The sequence below is a fragment of the Bathymodiolus platifrons methanotrophic gill symbiont genome (assembly GCF_002189065.1).
GTDB lineage: Bacteria > Pseudomonadota > Gammaproteobacteria > Methylococcales > Methylomonadaceae > Methyloprofundus.
In genome coordinates this window covers 19,936-32,856 of sequence record NZ_BDMN01000080.1, presented here as the reverse complement: position 1 = coordinate 32,856, position 12,921 = coordinate 19,936, and the positions used below count along the sequence as shown (strand labels likewise).

The 12,921-nt window shown below is 41.9% G+C and carries 15 protein-coding genes; all 15 read right to left on the bottom strand.

The genetic code is table 11. From position 1 onward, the window contains the following. Positions 1–89: 89 nt before the first annotated feature. The 15 genes from CDZ78_RS05350 to tpx all read right to left on the bottom strand — a co-directional run bounded on the left by CDZ78_RS05350 (position 90) and on the right by tpx (position 12,880). Positions 90–308 carry a hypothetical protein gene (locus CDZ78_RS05350; RefSeq protein ID WP_140413893.1) on the bottom strand — a complete coding sequence of 73 codons (219 nt, stop codon included), beginning with the start codon at positions 306–308 and terminating at the stop codon, positions 90–92. Beyond that, positions 305–1,183 carry a M48 family metallopeptidase gene (locus tag CDZ78_RS05345; RefSeq protein ID WP_087869072.1) on the bottom strand — a complete coding sequence of 293 codons (879 nt, stop codon included), beginning with the start codon at positions 1,181–1,183 and terminating at the stop codon, positions 305–307. Before CDZ78_RS05345 ends, CDZ78_RS05350 begins: the two co-directional genes overlap by 4 nt. A 25-nt stretch (positions 1,184–1,208) precedes the next feature. Next, entirely contained in the window at positions 1,209–1,946 is a 738-nt protein-coding gene (locus CDZ78_RS05340; protein WP_167374186.1) for a carbonic anhydrase family protein, read from the bottom strand. Positions 1,947–2,214: 268 nt separating this feature from the next. Then, positions 2,215–3,300, bottom strand: a complete 1,086-nt coding sequence (alr, locus tag CDZ78_RS05335) for an alanine racemase (protein WP_307190459.1) — start codon at positions 3,298–3,300, stop codon at positions 2,215–2,217. Then, a complete protein-coding gene (gene dnaB / locus CDZ78_RS05330) occupies positions 3,297–4,691 on the bottom strand; it encodes a replicative DNA helicase (RefSeq protein WP_087869070.1) in 1,395 nt (464 codons plus the stop codon). Before dnaB ends, alr begins: the two co-directional genes overlap by 4 nt. Before the next feature lie 606 nt (positions 4,692–5,297). Continuing rightward, complete coding sequence (gene rpsI, locus CDZ78_RS05325) at positions 5,298–5,690, bottom strand: 30S ribosomal protein S9 (protein ID WP_087869069.1); 393 nt, start codon at positions 5,688–5,690, stop codon at positions 5,298–5,300. A gap of 20 nt (positions 5,691–5,710) precedes the next feature. Beyond that, entirely contained in the window at positions 5,711–6,139 is a 429-nt protein-coding gene (gene rplM / locus CDZ78_RS05320) for a 50S ribosomal protein L13 (protein WP_087869068.1), read from the bottom strand. Between the two features lie 211 nt (positions 6,140–6,350). After that, positions 6,351–7,973: an NAD(P)/FAD-dependent oxidoreductase gene (locus CDZ78_RS05315; RefSeq protein ID WP_087869067.1), complete on the bottom strand. Its 1,623-nt coding sequence runs from the start codon at positions 7,971–7,973 to the stop codon at positions 6,351–6,353. Between the two features lie 28 nt (positions 7,974–8,001). Continuing rightward, entirely contained in the window at positions 8,002–8,310 is a 309-nt protein-coding gene (locus CDZ78_RS05310) for a DUF3301 domain-containing protein (protein WP_087869066.1), read from the bottom strand. A 2-nt stretch (positions 8,311–8,312) separates the two neighbouring features. After that, on the bottom strand, positions 8,313–9,296 hold the full coding sequence (gene scpB / locus CDZ78_RS22900; RefSeq protein ID WP_244559161.1) for an SMC-Scp complex subunit ScpB: 984 nt from the start codon (positions 9,294–9,296) through the stop codon (positions 8,313–8,315). Positions 9,297–9,315: 19 nt separating this feature from the next. After that, positions 9,316–10,119 (bottom strand): segregation and condensation protein A, encoded by an 804-nt coding sequence (locus tag CDZ78_RS05300; protein WP_087869065.1) that lies wholly within the window; start codon positions 10,117–10,119, stop codon positions 9,316–9,318. Between the two features lie 7 nt (positions 10,120–10,126). After that, positions 10,127–10,777, bottom strand: a complete 651-nt coding sequence (locus CDZ78_RS05295) for a site-2 protease family protein (protein WP_087869064.1) — start codon at positions 10,775–10,777, stop codon at positions 10,127–10,129. Position 10,778: 1 nt separating this feature from the next. After that, positions 10,779–11,402, bottom strand: coding sequence for an L-threonylcarbamoyladenylate synthase (locus tag CDZ78_RS05290; RefSeq protein ID WP_087869063.1), 624 nt, complete (start codon positions 11,400–11,402; stop codon positions 10,779–10,781). A 234-nt stretch (positions 11,403–11,636) separates the two neighbouring features. Further along, positions 11,637–12,344, bottom strand: a complete 708-nt coding sequence (gene tsaB / locus CDZ78_RS05285; protein ID WP_087869062.1) for a tRNA (adenosine(37)-N6)-threonylcarbamoyltransferase complex dimerization subunit type 1 TsaB — start codon at positions 12,342–12,344, stop codon at positions 11,637–11,639. A gap of 20 nt (positions 12,345–12,364) precedes the next feature. Continuing rightward, positions 12,365–12,880, bottom strand: coding sequence for a thiol peroxidase (gene tpx / locus CDZ78_RS05280; protein ID WP_087869061.1), 516 nt, complete (start codon positions 12,878–12,880; stop codon positions 12,365–12,367). Positions 12,881–12,921: the final 41 nt, after the last annotated feature.

Here is a 12,921-nt window from a genome sequence, read left to right as displayed (position 1 = left end):
CATCTGTTTCTGAAAGGCAACCCAGGTGATTATAGCCTCTTGCCTGCTCTTATTAATAGTTACCTGACTAGCTGAAAACCCTCCAATACTCAGCTTACTGACTGATTAGCTATTTTTGCCTTATTAAGAAAGTCATGGGCGGCCTTAACCGGATCATTTCCTTCACCCTGAAGCTCCAATATTAATAAGCCATCTTTCTGTTTGTTAACTGCTGACACATATTGAGGCTGGTTAGATATTTTCCAGTCACCTGGAAAAGTAAGCCCAATATTCATTGTTGGGTGTAGAAAATCCTGCTCGACAATCACCCCCTGTCTAGCATCAGAACCAACGATAAACCATTAAATTTATTTAGGAAGGCTTTATGATTTTTTGCGATCAAATAACGTTTCTGCTGAAACTTTTTCTCTGCATTTAACTCGACCGCCCTTACTTCAGTTGCTTTAACTCGTTTTGGCGTCGACGGATGTGTGGCAAAAAAGGAGAACTGATCTCCCTCCTGCCCCTTTCTTTCTGTTTCGCGATCCAGAGTGTTAAGAAAAGTAGTAATACCTTCAGGGGTCCATCCCGATTTAATTGCCAGCAACTGCCCTATCGCATCAGCGTCGTTTTCTTGTGTTCGACTATAAGGCGCAAGAATTGTCGAATTAAGTAGCGAGCCGGCCCCTGACACAGTATGCGCAAGAAAGGGGCTAACTATACCTACTGCAGCTGATGTTATTCCCGTGACTAGCCCTATCGGAGCAGCACGTGTTAAACGCTGTACAGAATGACGCGCTGCAACATGGCCAATCTCATGACCGATGACACCGGCCAGTTCATCTTCAGAATTTAATAGGACCAGTAGGCCACGACTAACATAGACATAGCCTCCAGGCAGAGCAAAAGCATTCGGTTCTTCAAGATCGACAATCTGAAATTGATAATTAACATCCTGATAAGGTGACTTTTCTGCCAGGCGCTGACCAATTGATTGTATATAGCTGACTAATTCAGGGTTATCAAATAAACCCATTTGCTCGGCTACTTGCCTGGCATTTTCTTCTCCAAGTTGCTTTTCGCCTTCAACCGACATTAAAACTATTTCATGACTTCCTGTCACCGGGTTAACTGCACAGCCATAGATCAAAATAGCGGAAACAATTATAATGATTTTTTTCAGTATTTGGAATATCTGCTTCATTGCCGTTTATTAACCCTTTTTTAACTTAATCAATCGTTCTTCCAAATTTATTTTGTATGTGCCGCGCATTATCGCCTTCAATTTTATTAATCGTACGGATTTGCTCTGGCGATGCTTCAATAATACGCTTAAGCACAAACCAGCTGACACTTTCGGTATAAGGCTTGGTAGTTAACGAGCCCCGGTAATGATAAAAGCTTGGGGTGGTGCTTAAAAAATCACTAAAAATATCACTCAATTTGACTTCGCCAGTTTGAAGTTCAGCTTTAGTATTTTCCTGTTTTGGAATCTTATTTAAAAACTCACTAATAAATTTGTTTTCTTTCCCCATTTTAAATAATGCAGCAATAACCAGATAATGCGGTGTATCACTCTCGTTTAGCGGAGGTACCTGGTTGACAATATGTAATTCCATCGGAAATGTCATGCCATCAATTAAATGCTCAGACGGGGTATGAAAGTGCATTTGCTTTAACTCATACTCCCGTCCATCACTACTAACAGTACTACCCTTATCAAAATCCAGTTGTACCGTATACCCCAGATTTTTGATTGCATTGATTTTATCCTGAAAATGCAGGGTAATTCCATGCCCCTTTGAAGCTTTTATTTCAGCAGATAAAATATTAATAGGAGATTGAATCAAGCCATGATCAAGCCCGGGTATAAAGTAGCTTTCTTGATTACTGTGCTGCTCCTTATCTATTGCAATCGGCACTTTATACTCTGCACAACCAGCGACTACCATTGCTATTAAAAGCATGATAGGGAAACTGTTTCTCATTTGCTTCTTTGCCTCCGGGTAAAAATTTATTCTCTTAGATGTACTTAGAAATGCGGACTTAATAATACCCGAAAGTATTCACCCCCCCCACTTGTTAAGGAGTTAGCGGAGGTTTGGTATATTAAAACTAGTCACGCAACATCAATGATCTATGTTTTTATACGACCCCCCCTTCTCAAGGGGGGAGGCTAAAAACTCATACTTTCACAGCTTCTTTAGCCTGACGAAGACTCGGCAGGAGCCATATTTAGTCCTTAACCATCACCTGCACCCTACGAGTAATACCACAAAGCAAAGTATAGGGGATAGTCTCTGCACCGGCAGCAATCTCTTCAACAGGCAGACCATCGCCCCACAATAAAACCTGATCTCCCACTTGTATGTCAGTATGCTCCGTTAAATCAACAGTGATCATGTCCATAGACACTCGCCCAACCAGTGGTACACGCTTATTATTGATTAATACTGGGGTACCTTGCTTAGCATAACGCGGGTAGCCATCGCCATAGCCTATAGAGACCACTCCAAGACTTGTATCCTTATCCGCCACCCAGCTACCACCATAACCTACTGCCTCACCCTTTTTAACTTGCTTAAGCGCAATAACCTGCGAATACAGGCTCATCACCGGCAATAACATTAATTGCTGAGCTGTCTGCTGCAACAAGGGGGAAGCGCCGTAAAGCATCAGCCCGGGCCTTATCCAATCCTGACGAGTCTCAGGCCAGGCAATAATAGCAGCTGAATTCGCGCTACTTCTTTGCCCAACATTGAGTTTAGTTACCTCATTAAACAGCTGTAATTGCCGTGTCGTTTTATCACCCTGAATATCATCCGCATTTGCAAAGTGAGTCATAAAGTTAATTTCAGGCTGCACTCCGCTGCATTGCTGTAGCCGCTGCAACACGACTGAAAATTGCTCAGGACGAATGCCTAGGCGGTTCATGCCCGTATCAATTTTTATCCAGATGGAGATTGCACGCTGCAACATAGCTGATTCTAATATACTAAGCTGCTGCTCTGTATGAATAACTGACTCTAACTGATAGCGCTGTAATAATTCTAGCTCATCAAGCTGAGAGAAGCCTTGCAAGACCAGAATTCTGCCTTGCACACCCGCTTCCCGAATACGAATTCCTTCATCAATACGGGCAACGGCCAAGGCATCAACAACATCCGTCAAAGAGTTCGCCACGCATATTAAGCCATGCCCATAAGCATTAGCCTTGATCACCGCCATTAAATTTGATTTCGGGGCAAGCTCTCTTACTTTGCGTACATTATGCCGTAAAGCATTAATATTGAGTTCAATATGCGCGGCCGCCTGGATCACTCATAATCTCCATCGGCATAAGGATTATGTACACAATTCTCAAAGCGTGTATATTTACCCAGAAAGGTAAGACGTACTGTACCAATCGGTCCATTTCTTTGTTTACCAATAATAATTTCAGCCATGCCTTTATCCGGGCTATCCTCGTTATACACTTCATCCCGGTAAACAAACATAATAACATCGGCATCCTGCTCAATACTTCCTGATTCACGCAGATCGGACATAACCGGGCGCTTATTAGGACGTTGCTCCAGATTTCGGTTTAACTGGGATAAGGCAACGACTGGCACATTCAATTCTTTCGCCAGAGTTTTTAATCCTCGAGAAATATCAGATATCTGTGCAACCCGGCTTTCACCACTGGAGGGGGACTGCATTAACTGCAAGTAATCCAGCACAATCAAGCCTAGCTGGCCATGATCACGAGTTAATCGTCTTGCTCTGGAACGCACTTCATTCGGGGTCAATGCAGGAGTATCATCGATAAACAGCTTGGTTTCAGCTAATAAATTAATGGCCGAGGTTAATCGTGGCCATTCATCATCATCTAGTTTACCGGTTCTTACTTTATGCTGATCGATACGCCCCAGCGATGACATCATACGCATCGCCAGTGAATCCCCCGGCATCTCCATACTATATACGGCAACAGGCAAGCCACTTCCTACCGCAACATTTTCTGCCATATTCATGGCAATCGTGGTTTTACCCATTGAGGGTCGACCAGCAACAATAATTAAATCACCTGCCTGCAAACCTGAAGTCATTTCATCTAGGTCGGTAAAGCCAGTGCTGGCCCCCGTAATACTTCCTTCTTGCTCAAATAGAACTTCAATTTTCTCAACGGCAGTACCCAGCAAATCCTTAATCGAAATAAAACCTGCCTGACCTTTTTGGCGTTGCTCAGCAATTTCAAATACGCTTTTTTCTGCACCTTCCAGCAAATCACTGGTCGTTACACCTTCCGGGTTAAACGCAGACTCAGAAATATCTGTGCCCACATGTATTAGTTGTCTTAATACCGAACGATCGCGCACAATATTGGCATAAGCAACAATATTTGCGGCACTGGGCGTGTCTTTTGCCAGAACACTTAAATAAGCCAGACCACCTGCATCCTGCAGTTCATTTATTTTACCTAGCGCCTCAGAGATCGTGACTACATCAAAAGGAATCTGTTTTTCAGCTAAATCCTGAATAACATGAAAAATAAGTCGGTGATCTTTGCGATAAAAATCAACTTCGCTCACTTTATCCGCAACAGTATCCCAGCGCTCATTATCCAGCATCAAGCCACCGAGCACGGATTGCTCTGCCTGAATTGAATGCGGTGGTACTTTTAAAGAGTCTATCGCTCGATCGCGACTTCTAAATTCATTTTCAGCCATACGCCTGTTTTTAATATCGGGGAGTGAGGTTTAGCCCTACCTGTGTGATGAAACAAAACCCTAAAACTACATGCTCATCAATTTGCGCCATTTGGTTTCGAGAGGACGAAAACACATACAACACTACATTTGCTATGTACGAAAAGTAACATACACAGCTAATAATTATGCAAACAAACAGGAGTAAAAGAGCTTTAGCATTTTTTATAACAGCAATAACTTTAGAGACTGTGAAAGTATATGCTTTTAGCCTCCCCCCTTGAGAAGGGGGGATCGTATAAAAGCATATGTTATTGATATTACGTGATTAGTTTTAATATATCAAACCTCCCCTAACCCCTCCTTAACTAAGGAGGGGGATTTTGTTGAATACTTTCACAGTCTCTAAAGCTATTGCACTCCTCTTTTCATTGCAATAAAGTAAATATGATAAGTATGAGAAAATATTTATGATTATACTTCTCGCACTAATCATGTGAAATATATTAATAAAAATCCATAAAAAAAGGGCTGTAATCAAATAATTACAACCCTTTTTTGCTGATCGATTCATACTGAGTTTAACAGAACCTAATCCATAATAAACAAAGCATATCGATAAAACGATTAACGTTTTGAATACTGAGGACGTTTTCTCGCTTTATGTAAACCAACTTTCTTACGCTCCACTTTACGTGAATCACGCGTAACAAATCCTGCTTTTCTTAACTCAGGACGCAATGTTTCATCATATTCCAATAATGCGCGAGTTACACCGTGACGGATTGCACCAGCCTGCCCTGAAGGGCCGCTGCCTTTAACCACAACATTGATGTCGAATTTATCATTTAATTCTAATAATTCTAACGGTGAACGAGAAACCATCTCATCGGTTTTACGACCGAAATAAACGTCAATTGCTTTATCGTTAACTGTAAATTTTCCAGAACCTGATTTAGCATACACACGTGCTATCGCACTTTTGCGTCGTCCTGTTCCGTAATATTGAGCTTCTGCCATGATATTAACCTGTTAGTTGCCTAAAGTTCTAAAACTTTAGGTTGTTGAGCTTGATGACCATGTTCAGGGCCCGCATACACTTTTAACTTTTTAAACATTGCACGACCCAGAGGGTTCCTTGGCAACATTCCTTGAACTGCATTATTGATAATGCGATCTGGAAAAGTTTGTCTTAATTTACCTAAACTAACACTTTTCAAGTTACCAATGTAACCTGTGTGATGATAGTACATTTTGTCTTTTTCTTTATTACCTGTCACGCCGATTTTCTCAGCATTAATGACGATAATATAATCACCTGTATCTACATGAGGTGTATATTCTGGCTTATGCTTACCGCGAAGGCGTCGTGCAACTTCGGTAGCCAGACGTCCAAGCGTCTTACCCTCTGCATCAATCACATACCAATCGCGCTTTACTTCCGCTGGTTTTGCGCTAAATGTTTTCATATTTATTATCTTTTTGTAAGATTTTAAGTTAGCCGTCCATTATATTAAATTTAAACTTTTCTTTCAAGCCCTTAGAGGCAAGATTTAATAATACCTGGAACCTTGGCGCAAATATTTTGTTCACATTCAAGACGAAAAAACAGGTGCATAGCAGGCTACGCAGCTTTTTAAACAACGCAGAAGAGAAACAAAAAGATAAGTCAGAAAAATACTAGCCACCCTGGCTCTGGCTTTTCAGCATATCCAGCGCAAGTGCTTCGGCTATTTTAACTCCATCCACGGCAGCCGATAAAATCCCACCAGCATACCCTGCTCCTTCCCCAGCTGGATAAAGCCCTTGAGTATTGATACTTTGCAAGGACTCTCTGTCTCGCTTTAAACGGATTGGCGAAGAAGTGCGAGTTTCCACGGCGGTTAAAATGGCATCATGCATGGCAAAACCCCGAAGTTTTTTATCAAACTCAGGAATGGCCTCCCGTATCGCTGCAATTGCGTAATCCGGCAAACTATGACTTAAGTCACCTAGTTTCACACCCGGTTTATAAGAAGGCTCAACACTACCTAATTGATGACTGGCTTTATTATTGAGAAAATCACCCACTAATTGTGCAGGGGCATCGTAGCTCTCTCCACCTAAGACAAAAGCATGTTTTTCTAATTGATTTTGCAATTCCAGACCTGCCAGAGGGTGACCTGGATAATCTTGCTCTGGATCTATACCCACAACAATCGCACTATTAGCATTACGCTCATTACGCGAATATTGGCTCATACCATTAGTAACAATATGCCCCTCTGCTGAAGTTGCTGCAACGACAGTACCTCCAGGACACATACAGAAGCTATATACCGAACGACCATTTTTACAATGATGCACCAGTTTATAATCTGCCGCCCCAAGCAATTCATTGCCTGCGTAATCACCAAAACGACACTGATCAATTAATGATTGTGGATGCTCTATTCTAAAACCGATGGAAAAGGGTTTCGCCTCAATATAAACACCTTTATCAAATAACATCTGAAAGGTATCTCTAGCACTATGTCCAATAGCAAAAACTACATGCTGACTGGCAAGCGTTGTACCATTTCCCAGAAGCACACCTTGCACACGCTGATCTTCTATTATGACTTCATCAACACGCTGCTCAAAACGAACTTCTCCACCTAATGATTCAATAGTATGCCGCATTTTCTCGACCATACTAACCAGTTTAAAGGTCCCGATATGCGGTTTACTCAAATATAAAATTTCTTCCGGCGCTCCTGCCGCAACAAATTCTTCTAACACCTTACGCCCCTGATGCAGTGGGTCTTTTATTTGCGTATATAGCTTGCCATCAGAAAATGTACCAGCCCCGCCCTCACCAAATTGCACATTGGATTCGGTATTTAGCTTTCGTTTGCGCCATAAGCCAAAAGTATCAACAGTCCGTTCACGCACAGCCTTCCCGCGTTCAAGAATAATTGGTTTAAAACCCATCTGTGCTAATATCAATCCAGCAAACAAACCACAAGGCCCCATTCCTATAACAATAGGACGCTCTGACAATGATTCGGGAGCCTGAGCAACAAAGCGATAACTATCATCAGGCCTGGCTTTCACTTGTGTATCATGTGCAAACAGCTCTAATAACTGCATGTTTTTACTAGTATCCACATCCAGGCTATAGATGAAGAATATATTTCTCTTATGTCGCGCATCATAACTGCGTTTATAAACGCTGTAGTCCAGCAGTTCAGCGTCTTTAATTGCTAGTTTAGCGGTAATAGCCGAGCGTAGATCAGAGTTAGTATGCTCCAGAGGTAGTTTGATATTGCTTAAACGTATCATGTTTTAATTCATTTATATGGCTGACAGGCTAAATACGATAAGGCTCTAACTGTATGGATGCTACTCTCCTACCTAACATTTGTATCTGGCCGTTATAGCGCTCCGCACCCGTTGAAGAAAACTCAAACTGATAGCCACGCGCTATATGAACTTTGCCTTTATTATCCCGCCTTAAAGAAATCGCATTAAACGCAATATATCCATCGAGCATTTGCAACTCCATCTCATGGCAGTGCCGCTTAGTTGCCGCCAAGGCAATTTCTTTAACTTTTTGCGCACTTTGCCAGTAAAGGAATCCTGCTGTAAACAGCAATATCATAAAAATATCGGGCCACATAGCTATATCTCTAACTCGCCTTCTAAAGCTAATGCCTGCAACTCTTCTAATGGCGGCATAGCATCTAAAGATGGTAAATTAAAATAATCTAGAAACTCTTTTGTTGTGCCATATAAAGCGGGCCGACCTGGGACTTCTTTGTGCGCCAAGACCTTAACCCATTCTCTTTCTAATAAAGTTCTTATCATTTGGGAACTAACACTCACGCCACGTATTTCCTCAATATCACCTCGTGTAACAGGCTGCTGATAGGCGATGATCGCTATAGTTTCTAATAATGCTCTGGAATATCTCGGCGGTTTTTCTGCAAATAACCGTGCCACCCAAGGGGCCATATCGGTTTTCACCTGAAATCGATAACCACTCGCTACTTTATGCAGCCCTATTCCTTGATCCTTATAATCATAATGTAAAGAATCTACGGCATCCTGAATTAGCTTTTTTTCTGGCGCTTCCAACTCAGGAAAAACAGTATGTAACTGCTTAACTGTCATCGGCTGTTCCGAGGCAAATAATAGTGCCTCAATAATACGTTTAATTTTGACATTAGCATCAACAGGAACGGTGGGAGGAATATAACCCTTAGACTCAGGATTAAGGTCTAGCTCTTGTTGTGAATTTGACTGCTCAGCAACGCTATCTAATTCTTGTGATGAATTCAGATCCTCTGGGACAATATCTAACACCTGCGGCAAACTCGACTGATCAGAAACCGTAACCACTTCCTGCTCTGAACTCAACGGCTCAGCAACAGATTTTAATTCTTGTTGGGAATTTGACTGCTCATTGACCACATCAAGTTCTGCTTGCAAAAAAGCAACCTTGGCAACCAGCTCATCTATTTTTTCTTTCTGCTCAGCTTGTTTTTGCTTTGCTTTGCTTACAGCAGGTTTGACTCGTTTGGGTTTGGGTGCTGACTCTATCTTTGGTTCTGGTTCTGGTTCTGGTTCTGGAGGCAAGTCTACAACTAATTCCGCTTCGGTCAAGACAGTATCTTCAATTGCCTCAAGAGGTACTTCCTGATCTAGCTCTGACTCGTAGCTCTCCGAAGGGCTCTGCCTGGAGAATTTCGATAAGTTCTCCTTTGCTGAGCTCAAGAATGGCAAGAAACGTGACAACAACCCCGGCTTTTCCTTCTTGCCGGGTAAAGAGTCGTGTAAAAAGGAAGCTACTCTTGTCTTCGAGTCTTCCCATAATGTGGGCCATTCTTTCACGGACGGATAAAGGTTCTTTAGTTATAATATGGTGACTTAATTGATCAACGCGCCGCAATACACTTTGCAAAGCAAACACGATATCCTGTAATTGCACTTCAGGCTGAGATTTATGTACATTGACTGTCGAGGTATCTACTGTAGCAATAAATATATCCCGCTCCATACGCGGTATTTCCCCTAACTCTTCAGCCACTTTTTTAATACGTTCATATTCTTGCAAACGCCGTATTAAAACTGCTCGTGGATCCTCTTCTTCCTCTTCTGGATTCACTTGCCTAGGCAATAGCATACGTAATTTTATCTCGGCAAGCAAAGCTGCCATCAGCAAATATTCAGCTGCCAGTTCCAGCTGAAAATCGCTCATCACATCAATATACCTCATATACTGTTTGGTAATCAGTGCTATTGGTATATTGAGAATATCCAGATTCTGCTTTCTAATTAGGTAAAGCAACAAATCTAAAGGCCCTTCAAAAGCATCTAGAAACACCTTAAGTGCCTCTGGAGGGATATATAAATCTTCAGGCAATTCTAAATAAGGCTCACCCGCAACAATGGCAATTGCTGTTTGTTCATGCAAAACAGCATCCATAGTCACCCTATTGCAAACCAGCTAAAGCAAAAAACAGGTTTTTAGCAATATTTAATGGGTAGCCTAAAATAACACCTAGACTATTAGTCATTAATAATAGTACCAACAAATAAAAACCATATTGTTCAAACTGATTGTAGTAATACCCCCAGCGCCCAGGCAAAGCCCAAGATAAAATACGGCTGCCATCTAAAGGCGGTATAGGTAACAAATTCAGCAGACCCAAAATCAGATTAATCATTATTCCTGCTATCCCTATGTAAATCATAGGAATTGAGATTTCATTCGTATTAATTAAAACACCTAACCTGGCAAACAAAGCCCAGCCTGTGGCCATCAAAAAATTAGCAACAGGACCAGCTAAGGCAACGATAGCCATATCATGTTTGGGGTTGCGTAAGTTTCTGACATTAACTGGTACCGGCTTGGCCCAGCCAAAAACAAAACCTGTAAATGCAAGCATTAAACCCGGCACTAAAATTGTCCCTACCAGGTCTATATGCTTAATTGGATTTAAAGTTAAACGCCCCAGCATCCAGGCAGTATTATCGCCATATTGCTTGGCAACCCAGCCATGTGCAACTTCATGTACAGTAATGGCAAAAATTACCGGAATCACCCAGACAACAATTTTCTGTATTAATGTTAGTTCATCCATCTTAATCCTCCAGCATAGGCGCAACACCTATTCCTTGACGTACAATTTCAACCTGGTCACCAGCACAGGATATGATGGTACTATTTTCACCATTTATAATGCCTGCATCAATAACTAAAGCTAGCTCATTCTCCAGTTGCTCCCTAATCTCATAAGGGTCACTTAATGCATATTCTTCGCCCGGAAGAATTAAAGATGCGCTCAATAAAGGCTCACCTAGCTCCTCAACAATTGCCAAGGCAATATTATTATCAGGAATTCGAATACCGATAGTCTTACGCTTTGCATGCAGCATACGCCTTGGCACTTCTTTAGTCGCATCGACAATAAAAGTAAACGGCCCGGGCGTCAGCGTTTTAATTAGGCGATGCGCATCATTACTAAGCCTGGCAAAACTTGAACATTGGGCCAGGTCTTTACACAGTAAAGAAAAGTTATGTTTATCGTCTAATTGTCTAATACGTTTTATGGAGTCTAAAGCCTGTTTTTCACCAATACGACATACCAGTGCATATGACGAGTCCGTTGGACAAACGACAACCCCACCTTGACGAAGAGCCTCTGCTACTTGATAAATCAAACGTGATTGTGGGTTTTCGGGATGTATTTCAAAAAATTGAGCCATAATCTTTTATTATAATTTTAATCCGCAAAACACTGGATACATTACTTTGTACCAATGGGACTGTAAAAGTATTCAACAAAATCCCCTTAGTTAAGGAGGGCTTAGGGGAGGTTTGATATATTAAAACTAATCAGGCAATATCAATGACTTATGTTTTTATACGATCCCCCTCAATCCCCCCCTTCTCAAGGGGGGAGGCTAAAAGCAGATACTTTCACAAGCTCCGATGCGCAGCTAAGATTTTAAGTTTTTAAGCGCGTCTCTTTCTGCGGTAGTTTTTGCCACTTTATCTCGTAAATACACGGGCATAGCCTGTTCAACAGGAACTGTTTGTTGCCGCTGAACAGCAACCGACCCCAACAAAGCTATCTCTGCTGAATGAGGCAAATAATCAGCATCATAGGCTATAAGTTGTTCGCCCAGGCGCGTACTTAACTCATGCTGGTAACACTGCCACCCAGAGCCTATGCCGTAGCCGGTTAACTGCAATGCATCTACTTCCGTTGCAGGCTGAACTTTTTCTTTACCTATTAGCTGCGCAAAACCTTGTGCATCACGCTGATAAACTGCCCAGTATATTTCAGCCATGCGTGCATCTACAGCAGTAAACACGTTATCGTACTCTGTTTTTTGCAGACACGCCTGACTGATCGCCGCTAAAGTCGACACCGGCACTACAGGTAAATCTGCACCATAAGCGATACCCTGCATAACCCCTGTTGCAATTCTAAGCCCGGTAAAAGATCCTGGACCACAACCAAAAGCGATTGCATCCAGCTGTTGCGGTTTTAGCTCTGCTTCTGCCATTAAATCATCGACCATAGGCAATAACAGCCGGGCGTGTTCTCGCGGCGCTATCTCAAAACGTTCTTTGATTTCTCCGTCAATATACAGCGCTGCCGAGCAAGCTTCGGTTGCCGTATCAACGGCTAATATTTTCATACTTTAGAAACCAGCTGAGTTTATAAATCTTTTAGTGCATCCAGAGCGGCATCATAATCAGGCTCATGAGTAATTTCGTTGACTAATTCGGTATAGATTACCCGATCACTTTCATCAATAATCACTACCGCTCGAGCTGTTAATCCCGCGAGCATACTGTCTAGCACACGCACACCATAGTCATCAGCAAAGCTGGAACGAAAAGTAGACAAAGGAAATACTTCCTTTAAACCTTCTGCCTCACAAAAACGTCCCTGAGCAAAAGGTAAATCAGCTGAAACCATTAGTACCACGGTATTTTTGCAATGATCCGCTTTTTCATTAAAAGCTCTTGCCGAAGCAGCGCAAACTGGCGTATCCAGGCTTGGAATAATATTTAGAATTTTTCGTTTGCCGGTATAAGTTGCTAACGAGACATCTTTTAGCTGACCATCCACCAAACTAAAATCAGGTGCCTGAGAACCGACTTCAGGTAATTCGCCATTCGTGTTAATGATAATTTCATCATTACCGGGTTTAAATGTTAATTTAGCCATATTCCTTCCTTATTATTTTACTGTTTACTGGTTTTATTGCT

What these genes read in the sequence shown, in the direction of transcription:
- CDZ78_RS05345 (WP_087869072.1), bottom strand. Translation starts at nt 1,183, where the DNA reads ATGAAGCAGATATTCCAAATACTGAAAAAAATCATTATAATTGTTTCC.
- CDZ78_RS05340 (WP_167374186.1), bottom strand. Translation starts at nt 1,946, where the DNA reads ATGCTTTTAATAGCAATGGTAGTCGCTGGTTGTGCAGAGTATAAAGTG.
- dnaB (WP_087869070.1), bottom strand. Translation starts at nt 4,691, where the DNA reads ATGGCTGAAAATGAATTTAGAAGTCGCGATCGAGCGATAGACTCTTTA.
- rpsI (WP_087869069.1), bottom strand. Translation starts at nt 5,690, where the DNA reads ATGGCAGAAGCTCAATATTACGGAACAGGACGACGCAAAAGTGCGATA.
- rplM (WP_087869068.1), bottom strand. Translation starts at nt 6,139, where the DNA reads ATGAAAACATTTAGCGCAAAACCAGCGGAAGTAAAGCGCGATTGGTAT.
- CDZ78_RS05315 (WP_087869067.1), bottom strand. Translation starts at nt 7,973, where the DNA reads ATGATACGTTTAAGCAATATCAAACTACCTCTGGAGCATACTAACTCT.
- CDZ78_RS05310 (WP_087869066.1), bottom strand. Translation starts at nt 8,310, where the DNA reads ATGTGGCCCGATATTTTTATGATATTGCTGTTTACAGCAGGATTCCTT.
- CDZ78_RS05300 (WP_087869065.1), bottom strand. Translation starts at nt 10,119, where the DNA reads ATGGATGCTGTTTTGCATGAACAAACAGCAATTGCCATTGTTGCGGGT.
- CDZ78_RS05295 (WP_087869064.1), bottom strand. Translation starts at nt 10,777, where the DNA reads ATGGATGAACTAACATTAATACAGAAAATTGTTGTCTGGGTGATTCCG.
- CDZ78_RS05290 (WP_087869063.1), bottom strand. Translation starts at nt 11,402, where the DNA reads ATGGCTCAATTTTTTGAAATACATCCCGAAAACCCACAATCACGTTTG.
- tsaB (WP_087869062.1), bottom strand. Translation starts at nt 12,344, where the DNA reads ATGAAAATATTAGCCGTTGATACGGCAACCGAAGCTTGCTCGGCAGCG.
- tpx (WP_087869061.1), bottom strand. Translation starts at nt 12,880, where the DNA reads ATGGCTAAATTAACATTTAAACCCGGTAATGATGAAATTATCATTAAC.